The 18,062-nt window shown below is 73.4% G+C and carries 13 protein-coding genes; 8 read left to right on the top strand and 5 right to left on the bottom strand.

Annotation, left to right across the window (positions count from 1 at the left end; genetic code table 11):
- The first annotated feature begins 167 nt into the window (after nucleotides 1-167).
- The 4 genes from ACLIYP_RS04095 to ACLIYP_RS04110 all read left to right on the top strand — a co-directional run bounded on the left by ACLIYP_RS04095 (nucleotide 168) and on the right by ACLIYP_RS04110 (nucleotide 5,140).
- Nucleotides 168-1,469 (top strand): ABC transporter substrate-binding protein, encoded by a 1,302-nt coding sequence (locus ACLIYP_RS04095; protein WP_412711755.1) that lies wholly within the window; start codon nucleotides 168-170, stop codon nucleotides 1,467-1,469.
- A gap of 123 nt (nucleotides 1,470-1,592) precedes the next feature.
- A complete protein-coding gene (locus ACLIYP_RS04100; RefSeq protein WP_412711756.1) occupies nucleotides 1,593-2,606 on the top strand; it encodes a carbohydrate ABC transporter permease in 1,014 nt (337 codons plus the stop codon).
- Between the two features lie 18 nt (nucleotides 2,607-2,624).
- Nucleotides 2,625-3,551 carry a carbohydrate ABC transporter permease gene (locus ACLIYP_RS04105; RefSeq protein WP_412711757.1) on the top strand — a complete coding sequence of 309 codons (927 nt, stop codon included), beginning with the start codon at nucleotides 2,625-2,627 and terminating at the stop codon, nucleotides 3,549-3,551.
- A 104-nt stretch (nucleotides 3,552-3,655) separates the two neighbouring features.
- Nucleotides 3,656-5,140: a GH1 family beta-glucosidase gene (locus ACLIYP_RS04110; RefSeq protein ID WP_412711758.1), complete on the top strand. Its 1,485-nt coding sequence runs from the start codon at nucleotides 3,656-3,658 to the stop codon at nucleotides 5,138-5,140.
- Between the two features lie 75 nt (nucleotides 5,141-5,215).
- On the opposite strand, the gene ACLIYP_RS04115 is transcribed toward ACLIYP_RS04110, so the two are convergent.
- The 5 genes from ACLIYP_RS04115 to ACLIYP_RS04135 all read right to left on the bottom strand — a co-directional run bounded on the left by ACLIYP_RS04115 (nucleotide 5,216) and on the right by ACLIYP_RS04135 (nucleotide 9,547).
- A complete protein-coding gene (locus tag ACLIYP_RS04115; RefSeq protein WP_412711807.1) occupies nucleotides 5,216-5,653 on the bottom strand; it encodes a DnaJ family domain-containing protein in 438 nt (145 codons plus the stop codon).
- 100 nt (nucleotides 5,654-5,753) lie between these two features.
- On the bottom strand, nucleotides 5,754-7,025 hold the full coding sequence (locus ACLIYP_RS04120; protein WP_412711759.1) for an RNA polymerase sigma factor: 1,272 nt from the start codon (nucleotides 7,023-7,025) through the stop codon (nucleotides 5,754-5,756).
- On the bottom strand, nucleotides 7,022-7,348 hold the full coding sequence (locus ACLIYP_RS04125) for a YciI family protein (protein WP_412711760.1): 327 nt from the start codon (nucleotides 7,346-7,348) through the stop codon (nucleotides 7,022-7,024). Before ACLIYP_RS04125 ends, ACLIYP_RS04120 begins: the two co-directional genes overlap by 4 nt.
- Entirely contained in the window at nucleotides 7,345-7,884 is a 540-nt protein-coding gene (locus tag ACLIYP_RS04130) for an SRPBCC family protein (RefSeq protein ID WP_412711761.1), read from the bottom strand. Before ACLIYP_RS04130 ends, ACLIYP_RS04125 begins: the two co-directional genes overlap by 4 nt.
- 127 nt (nucleotides 7,885-8,011) lie before the next feature.
- Nucleotides 8,012-9,547: an ATP-dependent DNA ligase gene (locus ACLIYP_RS04135; RefSeq protein ID WP_412711762.1), complete on the bottom strand. Its 1,536-nt coding sequence runs from the start codon at nucleotides 9,545-9,547 to the stop codon at nucleotides 8,012-8,014.
- A gap of 137 nt (nucleotides 9,548-9,684) precedes the next feature.
- Between ACLIYP_RS04135 and ACLIYP_RS04140 the strand changes: the two genes are divergently transcribed.
- The 4 genes from ACLIYP_RS04140 to ACLIYP_RS04155 all read left to right on the top strand — a co-directional run bounded on the left by ACLIYP_RS04140 (nucleotide 9,685) and on the right by ACLIYP_RS04155 (nucleotide 18,004).
- Nucleotides 9,685-10,305, top strand: a complete 621-nt coding sequence (locus ACLIYP_RS04140) for a dihydrofolate reductase family protein (RefSeq protein ID WP_412711763.1) — start codon at nucleotides 9,685-9,687, stop codon at nucleotides 10,303-10,305.
- Between the two features lie 148 nt (nucleotides 10,306-10,453).
- Nucleotides 10,454-10,948 carry a DUF6069 family protein gene (locus tag ACLIYP_RS04145; RefSeq protein WP_412711764.1) on the top strand — a complete coding sequence of 165 codons (495 nt, stop codon included), beginning with the start codon at nucleotides 10,454-10,456 and terminating at the stop codon, nucleotides 10,946-10,948.
- A gap of 376 nt (nucleotides 10,949-11,324) precedes the next feature.
- Nucleotides 11,325-15,371, top strand: a complete 4,047-nt coding sequence (locus tag ACLIYP_RS04150) for a HAMP domain-containing protein (RefSeq protein WP_412711765.1) — start codon at nucleotides 11,325-11,327, stop codon at nucleotides 15,369-15,371.
- A gap of 47 nt (nucleotides 15,372-15,418) precedes the next feature.
- Nucleotides 15,419-18,004: a SpoIIE family protein phosphatase gene (locus ACLIYP_RS04155; protein ID WP_412711766.1), complete on the top strand. Its 2,586-nt coding sequence runs from the start codon at nucleotides 15,419-15,421 to the stop codon at nucleotides 18,002-18,004.
- The last annotated feature ends 58 nt before the right edge of the window (nucleotides 18,005-18,062 follow it).

Below are 18,062 nucleotides of genomic sequence, written 5' to 3' on the forward strand. Positions count from 1 at the left end.
TAACGGATCCGGCGCTCGTCCTTGACAGCGCCCGTTCCTGGGGACAGTCTTCCACAACCTGATGGGAACGCTCCCACCCCCGAATGGGAACGATTCCACCCGCCGGGCCCGTGCGGCCCGGCGGGACCGCACCGCGGTGATCCGTCGCCGCCCGCAAGGAGGACGCCATGGGCAGTGCCCGCAAGCTGTTCGGTACAAGAGTCGTGGCCGTCGCGTCGGCCGCCGCCCTCACGCTCGTGGCGGGCTGCTCGGGCGGCGGCGACAGCGGCGACGCGAAGACCGAGGACGGCAAGACCGTCGTCACCATGGGGCTGTTCGGCGTCATGGGCATCAAGGAGACCGGCCTCCTCGAGAAGTACATGGAGGAGAACCCGGACATCGTCATCAAGGCCGAGATAGCCGGCGACGAGCAGACGTACTACACGGCGCTGCAGACCCGGCTGGCCGCCGGCAGCGGCCTCAAGGACATCCAGGGCATAGAGATCGGCCGCGCCAAGGAACTGGCCGACACCCGGGCCGACAAGTTCGCCGACCTCTCCGGCGTCCCGGACACCGACCACTTCCTGCCCTGGAAGCAGAGCCAGGTCACCACCGGCGACGGCAGGGTGATCGGACTGGGCACGGACATCGGCCCGATGGCGGTCTGCTACCGCAAGGACATGTTCGAGAAGGCGGGCCTGCCCACCGACCGCGACGAGGTCGCCGAACTCTGGGACGGCGACTGGGCGAAGTACGTCGAGGTCGGCAAGGACTTCAAGGACGGCTTCAAGGGCGACGCCGCCTACATGGACAGCGCCAGCGGCCTGTTCAACGCCATGATCTACGGCAGCTCCGAGCAGTTCTACGACAGGAACGGCGAGCTGATCTACCAGGACAACCCGGTCATCAAGGACGCCTGGGAGCTGGCCACCGGAGCGGCCAGGGACGGCCTGACGGCCAAACTCCGCCAGTTCCAGCCCGGTTGGGACCCGGGTCTGGCCAACAGCAGCTTCGCCACCGCCGTCTGCCCGGCGTGGATGCTCGCCCACATCAGCGAGAAGGCCGGCGAGGCCAACAAGGGCAAGTGGGACGTCGCCAAGGCCCCCAAGGGCGCCAACTGGGGCGGCTCCTTCCTCGGGGTCATGGAGGACAGCCCGGTGAAGGAGGAGGCCGAGAAGCTGGTGGCCTGGCTGACCGCGCCGGAGCAGCAGGAGCACATCTTCAAGGAGATCGGCAACTTCCCCTCCTCCGCGGAGGCCCTCAAGTCCCCGGCGGTGACCGGGGCGAAGTCGGAGTACTTCAGCGACGCCCCGATCGGCGAGGTCTTCGGCGCCGCGGCCCAGGACATCCCCGACGAGCAGGTGCTCGGCCCCAAGGACGGCACCATCAAGGACACCTTCTCCCAGGGCCTCCAGCTCGTCGAGCAGGGCAAGAGCCCGGCCGAGGCGTGGAAGACCACCGACGAGCGCATCAGGAAGGCCGTCGACTGACCCGGCCCGCCCGTCCTTGAGGTCCCCGGCGGCCACCGCCTCCCCGCGCGGCCGCCGGGGGCCCTTCGACACCTTCCTCCCCCTCCCCCTCTCCCACCACGCACCTCCAGGAAGGAAGCCCCCGTGGCCACCTCCACCTCGGCATCCGGCCTCGGCGGGCCGCAGAGCGGACCAGCCGGCCCCACCAAGGAGAGCCCCGACCGGAACGGGACGCGCCCCCGGCAGCCGTGGGGCACCCTCCTGCACCGCTTCGACATCAAGGCGGCGCCCTACGCGTTCGTCGCCCCCTTCTTCGTCGTCTTCGGCGCCTTCAGCCTCTACCCGCTGCTCTACACGGCCTGGATCTCCCTCCACGACGTGGAGCTGGCGACCATGGACATCATGGAGTGGGAGGGCTTCGGGAACTACTCGCAGCTCTGGCAGGACGAACGCTTCTGGAACGCGCTGGCGAACACCTTCACCATCGGCGTGATCTCCACCGTTCCGCAGCTGCTGATGGCCCTCGGCCTGGCGCACCTGCTGAACTACAGGCTGAAGGGCTCGGCGTTCTTCCGGGTCGCGGCCCTGACGCCCTACGCGACCTCGATCGGCGCCGCCGCGCTGGTGTTCACCATGCTCTTCGAGCGCGACTTCGGGATGATCAGCTGGTTCCTGAGCCTGTTCGGAGTCGACAACGTCGACTGGGAGAACAGCAAGTGGCCGGCCCAGTTCGCCATCTCCTCCATCGTGATCTGGCGCTGGACCGGCTACAACGCCCTGCTGTACCTGGCCGCGATGCAGGCCATCCCGCAGGAGCGGTACGAGGCGGCGGCCATCGACGGCGCCTCGCGCTGGCAGCAGTTCACCAAGGTCACCATCCCGGGCATCCGCTCCACGATCGTCTTCACCATCGTGCTGTCCACCATCGGGGCCACCCAGCTCTTCGGCGAGCCGCTGATCTTCGGCCAGGGACCGAACGGCGTCAGCGGCGGAGCGGACAACCAGTACCAGACGCTCGGCCTGCTGCTGTACGAGGAGGGCTGGAAGAACTACGAGATGGGGCGGGCCGCCACGGTCGCCTGGGCGATGTTCCTCCTGCTCATCCTCGCCTTCGTCCTGCAGCGCGTCGTGAAGCGCCTCAAGTCCCGTACGTCCTGACCAGGGAGCGGCAATCCCATGACCACCGACACCGCCCGCCCCCGCGCGGACGTACCCGAGCCGTTCGCGGACACCGTCGCGCCCACGAGCCGCCGGATCCGCATGTCCCTGCGCCCGAAGGCCGGACAGCAGCAGAAGGCCGGACCCGTGGCCTACGTGCTGCTCGGACTGGCCGCGCTGCTCTCCCTGTTCCCGCTGTACTGGACGATGGTGGCGGCCTCCACCGACAACACCCGGGTCTCCCAGACCCCGCCGCCGTTCCTCCCCGGCCCCAACCTGCTGAAGAACCTCTCGGCCGCGTGGGAGGACGCGGCGATGGGAACGGCGCTGGTCAACAGCCTCATCGTCGCCATGACGATCGCCCTGTCCACCGTCCTCTTCGCCACCCTGGCCGGCTTCGCCTTCGCCAAGCTGCGCTTCCGCGGCCGCAACATCCTGCTGATGCTGGTCATCGGCACGATGATGGTGCCGCCCCAGCTCAGCGTGGTGCCGCTGTTCATGATGATGACCGAGCTGGGCTGGGGGCAGAGGCTGCCCGCCGTCATCTTCCCCACCCTGGTCAGCGCCGTCGGCGTGTTCTTCATGCGGCAGTACCTGGTGGAGGCGCTGCCCGACGAGCTCATCGAGGCCGGCCGCGTGGACGGCGCGCACAGCCTGCGGATCTTCTGGAGCATCGTCCTGCCGGTCGCCCGCCCGGCGATGGCGGTGGTCTTCATGATCACCTTCGTGCACGCCTGGAACGACTTCTTCTGGCCGTTCATCGTGCTCGACATGACCAACCCCACCATCCCCGTCGCCCTGACCCAGCTCAGCGCGGGGTACGTGCGCGACCAGTCGCTCATCATGGCCGGCGCGCTGCTGGGCACCCTGCCGCTGCTGGCGATGTTCGTCGTCTTCGGCAAGCAGATCGTCGGCGGCATCATGCAGGGCGCGGTCAAGGGCTGACACCCCGCCCGGGAGACCCGGACACCCCCGCGGCCCCGGGCCCCTCCCGCCCCCGAACCCACCCCCCGATCCTCCCCCGACACCACCGATCCGGAAGGACCTCCGTGGCCACCGCATCCCGTACAGCAGAAACCGCCCCGGCGACCCGGAACGCCCGGGTGTTCCCGCCCGGCTTCCTGTGGGGCACCGCGACCGCCGCCTACCAGATCGAGGGCGCCGCCGCCGAGGGCGGCCGCACCCCCTCCATCTGGGACACCTTCTCCCACACCCCAGGCAGGACGCGCAACGGCGACACCGGCGACGTCGCCTGCGACCACTACCACCGCTGGCGCGAGGACCTGGCGATCATGGCCGACCTCGGCGTGGGCGCCTACCGCTTCTCCGTCTCCTGGCCGCGCGTCCAGCCCGGCGGCAGCGGCCCCGCCTCCCGCGAGGGACTGGACTTCTACAGCCGCCTGGTGGACGGGCTGCTGGACAAGGGCATCAAGCCCGTCGTCACCCTCTACCACTGGGACCTGCCGCAGGAGCTGGAGACCGGGGCCGGCAGCGGCTCCGCCGCGGGCGGCGGCTGGCCGGAGCGCGCCACCGCCGAGCGGTTCGCTGAGTACGCCTCCCTGGTCGCCGGCGCGCTCGGCGACCGCGTGGAGCGCTGGACCACCCTCAACGAGCCCTGGTGCTCGGCCTTCCTCGGCTACGGCTCGGGCGTCCACGCCCCCGGCCGCACCGACCAGGCGGACGCGCTGCGCGCCGCCCACCACCTCAACCTCGCCCACGGACTGGGCACCCAGGCCCTGCGCGCCGCCCTCCCCGCAGGCGCGCAGACCTCCGTCACGCTCAACCTCCACCACGTGCGGCCCCTGACCGACGACCCCGCCGACCTCGACGCCGCACGCCGCATCGACGGCGTCGCCAACCGGGTCTTCACCGGCCCCATGCTGCGCGGCGAGTACCCGGACGACGTCCTGCGCGACACCGCGCACCTGACGGACTGGTCGTTCGTACGGGACGGCGACCTGGCGGACATCCACCAGCCGCTGGACTTCCTGGGCGTCAACTACTACAGCCCCACACTCGTCTCCGCCGCCTCCGGCCCCGGCACCCACAACGCCGACGGGCACGGCGCGAGCGAGCACAGCCCCTGGCCGGGCGGCGACGACGTCGCCTTCCACCGCACGCCCGGCGAGACCACCGCCATGGGCTGGACGATCGACCCGAGCGGGATGTACGACCTGCTGCTGCGGGTCAGGGACGACTTCCCCGGCATGCCGGTGGTCATCACCGAGAACGGCGCCGCCTTCGACGACTACGTCGACCCCGAGGGCCGAGTCCTGGACCCGCAGCGGATCTCCTACCTCCACGGCCATCTGGCGGCGGTGCACCGGGCCATCGAGGCCGGGGCGGACGTGCGCGGCTACTTCCTGTGGTCCCTGCTGGACAACTTCGAGTGGGGGTACGGCTACAGCAAGCGGTTCGGCGCGGTGTACGTGGACTACGCCACCGGCAGGCGCATCCCCAAGGAGAGCGCCCGCTGGTACGCGAAGGTGGTCCGCGACGGCGCCCTGCCCCCGGAGCCCGGCGCGCGGGCCTGACCGCGCCCCGAAGCCCCGGCCGCGGGCCCGGCCCCGATCCGTCTGCCGGGCCCGCGGCCGGCCGTCCCCGCGAGGTCAGGCGGTGCGCCGCCCGCCGTCCCCGCGTCCCTCACGCTCCCGGCGCCCCTGATGCCACTCCCGTACGATCTCCTCGGCGTCGAAGGGCTCCAGACCCAGTGGGGGACCGGGCGGCGGCATCCGCAGCGCCGCGCGGATCCTCTCGTTGATCCCCGCCACGATCCGCCGCACCTCCGGCTCCGAGCGGGCCCGGCGGGCGGCGGCCAGCGCGTCCTGTGCATCCTTGCGCAGGGCGAGGGCGGGCGGCAGGTACGACAGCCCCTCGCGGCTCATCTTCTTCCTGACCCACCACAGGTCGTCGTAGGGCTGGTCCAGATCGGGCAGCGGCCTGCCCATGCCCGGCAGCTCGTCGAACTCGCCGCGTTCGGCCGCCTCGCGGATCTGCCGGTCGGCCCATGTCTCGAAGTCGACGCCGGGCGGTTTGCGTTCGGTCACGGTGCGCTCCTCCTCGCGGTAAGCGGTGCCGAGGCGCTCCACGCCGACCAGGCTACGGCGGGCGCGGGAGGGCGCGGGAGGGCCGCGCCCTCCCGCTCCATCATCCGCCGACCTCGGCCAGCCGGCGGGCGAGGTGGCGCCGCTCGGGCTCCGTGGCCGCCAGCACGAGCGCCTCCCGGTAGCGGGCGGCGGACTCCTCCCGCCGGCCCAGCCGCCGCAGGAGATCGGCGCGCACGGCGGGCAGCAGACGGTGCCCGGCGACCACCGGCGACTCCAGCAGGGCCAGCCCCGCCCCCGGGCCGTCGGCCATGGCCACCGCGACCGCGCGGTTCAGCTCCACCGCGGGACCGGGCGCCATACGGGCCAGCCGACCGTACAGCAGCGCGATCTGGGCCCAGTCGGTCGAGGCCGCGTCGGGCGCCTCGGCATGGCACGCCGCGATGGCGGCCTGCACCTGGTACGGGCCGGGCCGCCGCAGGCGCAGCGCGCCGTCCAGGACGGACAGCCCCTCGGCGATCCGGGCCCGGTCCCACAGGGTGCGGTCCTGCTCCTCCAGCGGCACCAGCTCCCCGGCGGCACCGGTGCGGGCGGCGCGCCGCGCGTCGTGCAGCAGCGTCAGCGCCAGCAGCCCGAGGACCTCCGGCTCCCCGGGCACGAGCCCGGCCAGCAGCCGGGCCAGCCGGATCGCCTCGTCGGCCAGGCCCTGCCGCAGCAGCCCGGTGCCGGAGGTCGCCGCGTACCCCTCGGAGAAGAGCAGATAGAGCACGGCGAGCACGGACGCGGTCCGCTCCGGCAGCAGGTGGGCCGGCGGTACGCGGAAGGGGACGGCCGCCCGGCGGATCTTCCGCTTCGCCCTGAACAGGCGCTGCGCCATGGTGCGTTCGGAGACCAGGAAGGCGCGGGCGATCTCGGCGGTCTCCAGCCCGGCGAGGGTGCGCAGGGCCAGGGCGACCCGGGCCTCCGGGGAGAGGGCCGGATGGCAGCAGGCGAAGATCAGCCGCAGCCGGTCGTCCGGCACCCCGCCCGTCTCCTCCGGCACGCAGCCCGCCTCGCCGGCCGCCCCGTCCCGGTGTGCCTCCAGCGCCACCTCCCGCAGCTTCGCCGCCTCGGTCGCGTCGCGGCGCAGCCGGTCCAGGGCGCGGTTGCGGGCCACCGTGGTGAGCCAGGCCCCGGGACGGCGCGGCACACCGTCGCGGGGCCAGCGCTCCAGGGCGCGGGCGAAGGCGTCCTGGGCGCACTCCTCGGCCAGGTCCCAGTCGCCGGTGAGGCGGATCAGGGCCGCCGTGACGCGGCCCCACTCCCCGGCGTACGCGGCGGCGACGGCGGTGGCGACGGTCCCGGTGTCCCCGCCCGCCTCCTCCGGTCCGGTCACTCCGTCCAGAACGGCCTCACCTCGATCAGGCCGAAACGGGCCATCGGGTGCTTCGAGGCGACCTCGACCGCCTCGTCCAGGTCGGCGCACTCCAGTACGTCGAAGCCGCCGATCTGCTCCCGGGTCTCGGCGAACGGCCCGTCCGTCACGAGCAGCCCGCCGTCACGCACCCGCACCGTGGTGGAGTCCTCCGGCGGGCACAGCCGCTCGCCAAGCAGCCGCACACCCCGGCGGTCCATCTCCTCCACCCACGCCCGCGGATCCAGCTCCTCCGGGTCCGCCTCGACCGGCCCGTCCGCGCAGACCAGCATCAGGTACTTCACCGCTCCTCCTCCGTCAGGCTGTTCGCCGTGTGATCCTCGCGATCCTCCCGCGCCATCGCGGCGAGGGTCGCCGCCATGTTGCGGCGCAGTTCGGCCAGTCGTCCGGCCAGCGACGCGGGATCGCGCCGGGCCGCCTCGCGCAGGCCGCTGTTCCCCGGGCCGTGTTCGAAGACGTGCCGCACCCGCGTCCGCCCCGGGACGACGGCGGGCGCCAGCTCGTAGCGCCACAGGGAGGCCGGACGGCGCGGGTCGCCGCGCTCGTCCAGCGCGGCCCAGGCGAAGACGCCCGGCCGCACCGCCTCGGTGACCTGGCACAGGACCCAGGCGGCCTGCCCGTCCGGATACCGGTTGAGACCCTCGAAGCGGGTGCCGGGACGCGGCCTCGCACCGCCGCCGTCCAGCCGGCGGGCGAAGACGCACTCCGGGCTCCACTCGCCGATCCGGGTCACATCGCTGACCAGGTCCCACAGCCGCCGCCCGGGGACGTCCACGGTCACCACCAGCTCGACCCGCGCTCCCGTCACCGTCTCGTCCACGCAGTCCTCCCTCACAGGCCCTTCCGGCTCTTGCCGTACACCGGTACGACGAACGGGCCGCGCCCGGATCTACCGCCGCGCGAGGGGAATCGGGCGGCCCGGAGGGAGGAGCGCTGCGCCGGAGCGCTCACCCGGCCAGGGCGAGCACCGCCTCCACGGTGTCCGCCTCCGCCGCCGTCTTGTCCTCCCGGTAGCGCAGCACCCGGGCGAACCGCAGCGTCACCCCCTCCGGGTAGCGGGAGGAGCGCTGCACCCCGTCGAAGGCGACCTCCACCACCAGCTCCGGCCGCACCGTCACCGTGAACCCGTCGTCCTCCACCGCCAGTTCGCGCAGCCGCCCGGTCTGCCAGGCCAGCAGGGCGTCGGTCAGGCCCTTGAAGGTCTTGCCGAGCATCGCGAAGGAGCCGTCCGCCCGGCGCGCGCCCAGATGGAGGTTGGAAAGCTTCCCCGCGCGCCGCCCGTGCCCCCACTCGGCCGCCAGCACCACCAGGTCCAGGGTGTGCACCGGCTTCACCTTCAGCCAGGAGGCCCCGCGCCGCCCCGCGCCGTACGCGGAGTCCAGCGCCTTGAGCATCACGCCCTCGTGGCCGCGCACCAGCACCTCGTCGGCGAACTCCCGCGCCGCGGCACGGGCCCGCTCGTCCCGCGGATCCCCGACGACCGTGCGCAGCACCCGCATCGGCCCGGGCACCACCCGGGCCAGTTCCGCGTGCCGCCGGGCCGCCGGCAGCTCCAGCAGGTCGCGGCCGTCGACCGACAGCAGGTCGAAGAAGACGGGTGACAGCGGCAGCGACGCGCGCGCCCGCTCCACGTCCAGCCGCGACCCGACCCGGCCGGCCACCTCCTGGAAGGGCCTGGGCCGGCCGTCCTCGCCCAGGGCGATGACCTCGCCGTCGAGGACCGCCCGCCCGGCCCGCAGCTCCCGGGCGGCGGCCACCACCTCCGGGAGGCGGCCGGTGATCTCGTCCAGGGTGCGGGTGAAGACCCGCACCTCCGGGCCGTCGCGGTGCACCTGGACGCGGATGCCGTCGAGCTTCTCCTCCACCGCGCACGGCCCGAGCCGGTCCAGTGCCTCGTCCACGCTCCTCGCGGTCTGCGCGAGCATCGGCAGCACCGGCCGTCCCACGTCCAGGCGGAAGTCCGCCAGCGCTTCGGGGCCGCGGGCGAGCAGGGCCTGGGCCACCCGCCCCAGCGAGCCGCCGACCATCACCGCCCGCCGCACCCCGGCCGGCTCCGCGCCCACCGCCGCCGCCAGGCCCTCGACGGCGAACGCGTCCAGGGCCCCCTGCCGCAGCTCGCCGCCGATCAGCCGGACGAGGAAGCGCTGCTCCTCGCCGGTGGCGGCGGACAGCAGCCCGTGCAGCAGCCGCCCGCGCTCGGCCTGCGCGCCCCGGCCCGAGACGGCGGCGATCGCCTCCAGGGCCCGGTCCACGTCCGCCACCGACAGCGACGGCGCGTCCGCCGGGGGCACGGCCCGGCTCAGCGCCTTCCAGCCGATCCCGGTCCTGCGCCGGGGAAGCCTGCCCGCCAGATAGGTGACGACGAGCGGGACCTCCCCGGGGCCGGCCGCGCGGAACAGCCCGGCGAGCAGGGCGACCTTCTCCGTACGCGAGGAGGTCTGGGCGACCTGGTGCGAGATCCGGGCGACTTCGGCCAGCAGCATGCCCCCATCCTCACCCGGACGGCCGTCACCGGCGCCGAACGGCGCGCGGAAGAAGAGACACACCGGGACCGATGACTTCCGGCGCACCGGCGGGTCCGAACCCGTGAGACCGAGCGGAGAGGAAGAGGACGAGGACGATGGCGAAAGTGACGCTGACGGAGTTCCTGACCCTGGACGGGGTCGTGCAGGCACCCGGGGGCCCCGACGAGGACCGCGACGGCGGATTCGAGCACGGCGGCTGGCTGGTCCCCTACGCCGACGAGGACATGGGGCGGTTCGTGGAGGAGGGCTTCCGGTCCGCGGACGCCTTCCTGCTGGGCCGCAGGACCTACCAGATCTTCGCCGCCTACTGGCCGCGCGTCACCGATGCGGACAACCTGGTGGCGAACAGCCTCAACACCCTGCCCAAGTACGTCGCCTCCCGGACGCTGGACGGCGTCGGGTGGCACAACTCCACACTGCTGAAGGGCGACGCGGTACAGGAGGTCGCCGCGCTCAAGGAGCGGCTGGAGGGCGAACTGCAGATCCACGGCAGCGGGAACCTGGCGCGGAGCCTGATGGCGCACGGCCTCATCGACGAGTACCGCCTGCTGACCTACCCCGTCATCCTGGGGGCCGGCAAGCGCCTGTTCGACGGCGGGGCCGTGCCGGCCGCGCTGGAGCGCACCGGCGGCAGGACGACCTCCACCGGAGTGGCGATCAACACCTACCGGGTGGCGGGGCCGCCCGGCCACGGCTCGTTCGAGCCGCAGGAGTGAGCGGGGGAGCGGGGGAGCGGGCACGCCGGGCGGTGGGGGCACGGACCCCGCCACCCGGCCCGCCGCCGCGACGGCCGCCGCGCGAGGTGAACGCCGGGCCGTTACGGGTATCCGCGAGAGAGCCGACCTCAACACAGCGAGGTGACCCATGACAGGCCCGGACCCCTACGGCCAGTACCCCTCTCGCGGTGACCAGCGGGAACCGGCGCCGGCGCGGATCGCGGCGGGACGGCTGTGGGCCACCGGTGCGGCGACCGCCGCCGTCGCCGCCCTCGCAGCCGTGGTCACCACACTCCTGATCCGCGGTGTCCTCGGAGTCCCCGTCTTCGCCCCGAACCGGGCGGGCGCGTGGGGGGACGCCACCACCGGCCACCTCGCCGCCCTCGCCGCCGCCGCGGCCCTGGTGGCCACGGCCCTGCTGCACCTGCTGCTGGTGGCCACGCCCCGGCCGGGCCGGTTCTTCACCTGGATCGTGGTCCTGGTGACCGCCGCGATGATGCTGTTCCCCTTCACCACCGGCATCGCCACCGAGTCGAAGTTCGGCACGGCCGCCGTCGCCCTGGTGACAGGGCTGACCATCGTCAGCCTGCTGTCCTCGGCAGTTCCCTCGGTGATCACCGACCGGGACCGGTTCTCCGGCTGAGGCGGCGGCCCCTCCGCCTCCCTGCCGCCCGCGGTGCCGGAGCGCAGGTCCACGCCGTCCACGCGGCCGGCCGCCGGGTCGCGAGGGAGAGGACCGCCGGCCGTTCCCCGGTGGAACGGCGGCCACCGGAAGGACCTCCGCGAACCGCCGTGCCGCCCGCACGCCCAACTTCTGACATGTACGCCGGTGTTCTCAAAGACGGAGATTCGGTGACCGTCCCGGGGTGGGGTAATCTCGGCGTGTCTGCACGTTTGTCGGATGACAAGCGTGACGGCCTGTGAACGTGGTGTGAGCACACCGCCTGCCCGTCCGGGTGCGACCGGGGGAGCACGGCACGTGATGAACCCGGTGGCGGACGAGCGGAGCGATGGCGGACATGGCTGACACCACGGTTGGCGAGCCGCGCCCGGCGGGGCGCGGCAGGACCACCCGGAGCCGGAGCACCGGCGGCAAGGCGGGGGAGCAGGAGCTGAGGCAGCTCCTGGACGGCCTGACGGCCGTCCGGGACGGCGACTTCGGCACCCGGTTGCCGGACGGCGCCGACGGGGTCCTCGGCGAGATCGCCACGGTCTTCAACGGCATGGTGGACCAGCTGTCGCTGTTCACCTCCGAGGTGACCCGCGTCTCCCGCGAGGTCGGCAGCGAGGGGCGCCTGGGCGGCCAGGCCCAGGTGCCCGGCGCCGGCGGAGCCTGGCGCGACCTGACCGACTCGGTCAACTTCATGGCGGGCAACCTCACCGCCCAGGTGCGCTCCATCGCCCAGGTGACCACCGCGGTCGCCAAGGGCGACCTCTCCCAGAAGATCCGGGTGGACGCGCGCGGGGAGATCCTGGAGCTGAAGGAGACCATCAACACGATGGTCGACCAGCTCTCGGGCTTCGCGGACGAGGTCACGCGGGTGGCGCGCGAGGTGGGCACCGAGGGCAAGCTCGGCGGCCAGGCGGACGTCAAGGGCGTCTCCGGCACCTGGCGCGACCTGACCGACTCGGTCAACTTCATGGCGGGCAACCTGACCGGCCAGGTGCGCTCCATCGCCCAGGTGGCCACGGCGGTCGCCGAGGGCGACCTCTCCCAGAAGATCCGGGTGGACGCGCGCGGGGAGATCCTGGAGCTGAAGGAGACCATCAACACGATGGTCGACCAGCTCTCGGCGTTCGCGGACGAGGTCACGCGGGTGGCGCGCGAGGTGGGCACCGAGGGCAAGCTCGGCGGCCAGGCCGCGGTGCGCGGCGCCTCCGGCACCTGGAAGGACCTGACCGACTCCGTCAACGTGATGGCCTCCAACCTGACCGGCCAGGTGCGCTCCATCGCCCAGGTGGCCACCGCCGTCGCGCGCGGCGATCTGTCGCAGAAGATCACCGTCGAGGCAAAGGGCGAGGTCGCGGCCCTCGCCGACGTCATCAACACGATGGTCGACACGCTCTCGGCGTTCGCGGACGAGGTCACGCGGGTGGCGCGCGAGGTGGGCACCGAGGGCATCCTCGGCGGCCAGGCCCGGGTGCCGGGCGTCGCGGGCACCTGGAAGGACCTGACCGACAACGTCAACTCGATGGCCAACAACCTGACCGGGCAGGTCCGCAACATCGCCCAGGTCACCACGGCCGTCGCCCAGGGCGACCTCACCCGCAAGATCGACGTGGACGCGCGCGGGGAGATCCTGGAGCTGAAGACCACCATCAACACGATGGTCGACCAGCTCTCCGCCTTCGCCGCGGAGGTCACCAGGGTGGCCCGCGAGGTCGGCAGCGAGGGGCGCCTGGGCGGCCAGGCCGAGGTCGAGGGCGTCTCCGGCACCTGGAAGCGCCTGACGGAGAACGTCAACGAACTGGCCGGGAACCTCACCCGCCAGGTCCGCGCCATCGCCGAGGTCACCAGTGCCGTCGCCGAGGGCGACCTGACCCGTTCGATCACCGTGGACGCCTCCGGCGAGGTCGCCGACCTCAAGGACAACGTCAACTTCATGGTGCAGTCCCTGCGCGAGACCACCCGGGCCAACCAGGAGCAGGACTGGCTCAAGACCAACCTGGCCCGTATCTCGGGCCTGATGCAGGGCCACCGCGACCTCGCCGTCGTCGCCGAACTGATCATGGACGAGCTGACCCCGCTCGTCGGCGCCCAGTACGGCGCCTTCTACCTCGCCGAGGACGACGAGGAGGGCACCGAGCTGCGCCTGGTCGGCTCCTACGGCCACCCCGCGGCGGCCGACGGCGCCGAGCCGCCGCGCTTCAGGCTCGGCCAGTCCCTGGTCGGCCAGGCCGCCCGCAGCCGCCGCACCATCACCGTCGACGACCTGCCCTCCGGCTACGTCACCGTCGCCTCGGGCCTGGGCGCCACCGACCCCACCAGCCTGATCGTGCTGCCGATCACCGCGGAGGACCAGGTGCTCGGGGTCATCGAGCTGGCCTCGGTCACCCCCTTCACCGCGCTCCACCAGGACTTCCTCGGCCGGCTCATGGAGACCGTCGGCGTCAACGTCAACACCATCGTCGCCAACGCCCGCACCGACGAGCTGCTGGCCGAGTCCCAGCGCCTGGCCGCCGAACTCCAGGAACGCTCCGAGGAACTCCAGGTCCAGCAGGACGAGCTCCAGCGCTCCAACGCGGAGCTGGAGGAGAAGGCCGCCCTCCTGGCCTCCCAGAACCGCGACATCGAGACCAAGAACCTGGAGATCGAGCAGGCGAGGCAGGAGCTGGAGGACCGCGCCCAGCAGCTGGCACTGGCCTCGAAGTACAAGTCGGAGTTCCTGGCCAACATGAGCCACGAGCTGCGCACCCCGCTCAACAGCCTGCTGATCCTCGCCCAGCTCCTGGCGCAGAACCCGACCCGCAACCTCACCCCCAAGCAGGTCGAGTACGCGGGCATCATCCACTCCGCCGGTTCCGACCTGCTCCAGCTGATCAACGACATCCTGGACCTGTCCAAGGTCGAGGCCGGCAAGATGGACATCAACCCCGAGCGCGTCCCGCTGCGCGGCCTGCTGGACTACGTCGAGGCCACCTTCCGGCCGCTCACCACCCAGAAGAGCCTCGGCTTCACGATCACCACCGCGCCCGGCGTCCCCGTCGACCTGTTCACCGACGACTCCCGGCTGCGGCAGGTGCTGCGCAACCTGCTGTCCAACGCGGTGAAGTTCACCGAGTCCGGCGGCGTGGCCCTGAGGATCGAGCCGGTCGCCCCGGACGAGCTGCCCTCCGCCGTCCGCCTGCACGGCTCGGCCGTCGCCTTCCGGGTGGAGGACACCGGCATCGGCATCCCCGAGCAGCAGCTGGAGACCATCTTCGGCGCCTTCCAGCAGGCCGACGGGACCACCAGCCGCAAGTACGGCGGCACCGGCCTGGGCCTGTCCATCAGCCGCGAGATCGCCTACCTGCTGGGCGGCGCCATCACCGCCGAGAGCGTCCCCGGGCAGGGCAGCACCTTCACCCTCTACCTGCCCGTGGCACGGCCCGACTTCACCGCCGCGCCGAACGCCGTCCAGCAGGCCGCGGCCCAGGGGGAGGAGACCGGGCCCGCCACCGCCGAGGAGCCGCCCGCCGCCGAGCCGCCGCGGCCGCAGAAGCGGCGGCTGCTGGTGATCGAGGACCGCCCCCGCGGCCTGCTCTCCCTGGTCGCGGAGAACGCCGTGGCGGACCTGGCCGAGAGCGCCCGGGACATGGACGACCCGCGCGGCCCCGTGGAGGTCGTCACCGCGGTGGGGGCGCAGGAGGCCGCCGCCGCGCTCGCCGCGGAGGCCTGCCACTGCGTGGTGCTCCAGCTCGACATGGCGGACGGGACGGCCATGGGCTTCCTGGAGGCCATGGACGGCGACGCGGCCCTGCGCCGGGTCCCGGTCCTCGCGCACAACAACCGGCGTCTGGACCCCGAGCAGGAGCGGGCCCTGCGCTCCCGCACCGGCAGCCGGCCGATGGAGCTGCTCTCCAGCCTGGACGAGCTGCGCGAACGCATCGCGCTGCACCTGACCGCCGAGGAGCCGGGCGACGTGCTCCCGCTGGTGCGCTCCGAGGAGGCCGCCGGGCCGGCGGCCCCGCCCGAGGAGGCGGACGCCTCGCTGGCCGGCCGCACGGTGCTGGTCGTCGACGACGACGCGCGCAACGTCTACGCCCTCACCGGCATCCTGGAGCTCCACGGGATGCACGTCCTGCACGCCGACAACGGCCGCAAGGGCATCGAGACCCTCACCGGTCACCCCGGCGTCGATCTGGTGCTGATGGACGTGATGATGCCGGAGATGGACGGCTACGCCGCGACCGCGGCGATCCGTGCCATGCCCGAACACGCCCATCTGCCCGTCATCGCGGTGACGGCCAAGGCGATGCCCGGAGACCGGGAGAAGAGCATCGCCGCCGGAGCGACCGACTACGTGACCAAGCCGCTGGACGCCCGCGACCTCGTCGCGTGCATCCGTCGCTGCCTGGGCGTGTAGTCGCCGCCTCCGACCGTCAGCCGACCCCCTCCCCGAGGAGCAGCGCAGTGCAGACCCAGCGGCCGGACGAGCCCGTCCCCGAGGACGGGCCGCCGAGCGCCGCCCCGGCACGGGAGGCGTCCGCGGCACACGCGTCCGCGGCGGACGGGTCCGTGCGGGAGACGGCGGCCCCGGTGCCGTCCGTGCGGCAGCCGTACGAGGGCAGGGTGTACGAGCGCGGGGTGTACGACGGAGCCCCGCCGCGCGACGGCGCCGACGTCCGCGTCGGCAGGCTGGCCGCCACCGTCGAGCGGCTGCGCCGCGAGGTGCGCGAGGCCCACGCCGCGGCGGAGGGCCGCGCCCTGATCGAGATGGCCAAGGGCATCCTGGTCGAGCGGCTGGGCTGCGGCCCGGCGCAGGCCGCCAGGCAGCTGGACACCCTCGCCGACCAGGCCGGCCTCTCCCGCCTGGAGCTGGCCGCCGACCTCATCGACCAGGCCGCCCACGACCGGGTCACCGAGGCGGCCCGCGAGTTCCTGGCCAGGGCCGAGGGCGGTGCCGAAGGCCGGGGCGGCACGGACCGGGACGGCGGCCGGGGAGGGGACGGCGGGGAGGCCCCCTCGCTGTCGGTACGGCTGCGCACCGCGGAGAGCGGCGCACTGGCCGCCGACGACACCCAGGCGGTCGCCGAGTCCCTGCTGGAGCACGCGCTGACCCCGCTGGGCGCCGTGGCGGTGGCCATCTGGGCCGCCGGCACCGACGCCTCCCTCACCCTGGCCGGCTCCGCGGGCTACGCGGCCGAGGAGGCCGCGCGGTGGCACTACGTACCGCCGGGTGTGGCCACCCTCGCCCGCCGGGCCCTCACCGAGCGCCGGCCCGTGTGGTTCGCCACTCCCGCCGAGACCGGGCTGCCCACCCTGGGCCGGAGGCAGGCGCCCGAGGGCTGCCGGGTCACCGTCCCCGCCGACAACGGCGGACGCATCCTGGGCGTCCTGGAGATCTGCTGGCCCGGCCCGCTGGAGCCGCAGCCCCCGCAGGTCCAGCGGCAGATCGAGGCCCTGGCCGAACTGTGCGCCCACACCCTGGACAGCCGCGACGCGGGCGCCGAGGACTCCGGGGAGGCCCTCCAGGCACGGCACCCGGGCGCCTCGGAACTGGTGGACTTCGCCGACGGCCTGCTGGACCCGGCCCTGGTGCTGGTGCCCCAGCTGGACGCCGAGGGCAGGCTCGCCGACTTCCGCATCCACCACGTCAGCGCCCACTTCGTCGATCCGGCGGGCCGTCCGCGCGGCGCGGTCGCCGGATCGCTGCTGCTGGAGGCCTATCCGATGGCGGTGGGCGAGAGCGGCCTGTTCGAGAAGATCGAGCACGTCCACGCCACCGGCGAGCCGTTCCGCGCCGAACGGATGGTGCTGCGCGCACTGGTCGGCCAGGTGCCGCTGACGGTGGAGGCGGCCGTCAGCATCAGCCGCCACGGCGAGAACGTCCTGCTCATCTGGCGTGTCCAGAACGAGGCGGCGCGACTGGCGAGCGTGCTCCAGCACGCCCAGCGCCTGGGCCGCATCGGCGGCTTCGAGGAGAACCTCGTCACCGGCGAGATCGTCTGGAACAGCCAGCTCTTCGCCCTCCACGGACTGCCGCCCACCGCCGCGCCGATCCCGCTGGAGCAACTGCCCGCCCACACCCACGCGGACGACGAGGCCGCCATCGGGCGCTTCCTGCGCACCCTGCTGCACCACCGCCGCCCCGCCTCCACGGCCTTCCGCCTCCAGCGGCCCGACGGGATCGTGCGCCACATCCGCGTGGTCGCCGAACCGGCCCTCGACGCCGAGGGCCGGCTGGTCGCGGTGCGCGGCGCCTACCAGGACGTCTCCGCACAGCACTGGACGGAGGTCGCGCTGGGCGCCACCCGCGACCAGCTCGCCCAGACCGAGCAGCAGGCCGCCGAGCGCAACCGCATGACGCTCCAGCTCCAGCGCGCCATCATGCCGCCCACCCGGGGCCCCATCGACGCCGGAGGGCTGGACATCGCGGTGCGCTACCGCCCCGCCGAGAAGGACCACCTGGTCGGCGGCGACTGGTACGACGCCGTCGTCCTGCCCTCGGGCCAGGTGCTGCTCTCCGTCGGCGACGTGGCGGGCCACGGCATCGAGGCGGCCACCGGCATGGTCGTCCTGCGCAACGCCCTGCGCGGTCTGGCCACCACGGGGGCCGGGCCCGCGCAGATACTGGCCTGGCTCAACACCGTCGCCCACCACCTCACCGAGAACGTCACCGCCACCGCCGTCTGCGGCCTCTACGACCCGGACACCCGGACGCTGCGCTGGGCCCGGGCCGGCCATCCGCCGCCGGTCCTGGTGCGCCGGGGGGAGGCCGTCACGCTGCCGCTGGTGGGCGGACTCCTGCTCGGCGCCATCGCGGAGGCCGGGTACGAGGAGGAGAAGCTGGTGCTGGAGACCGGCGACATGCTGCTGATGTACACCGACGGCCTCATCGAGCGCCGGGACCGCTCCCTGCAGGAGTCCCTGGACCAGCTCATGGCCCTCGCCCGGGACTCCGGCGCCACCCTGGACAAGCAGCTCGACCGACTGCTGACCTACAGCAACTCCGACACCGACGACGACACCTGCGTCGTCGGCGTCCGGATGCGCTGACCCGGCCCGGCCCGGCCGCCCCGTCCCCGCCCGGCCGCCCCCCGGTCCGCCGTTTCCG

It is taken from the genome of Streptomyces nanhaiensis (assembly GCF_046614825.1).
GTDB lineage: Bacteria > Actinomycetota > Actinomycetes > Streptomycetales > Streptomycetaceae > Streptomyces > Streptomyces radiopugnans.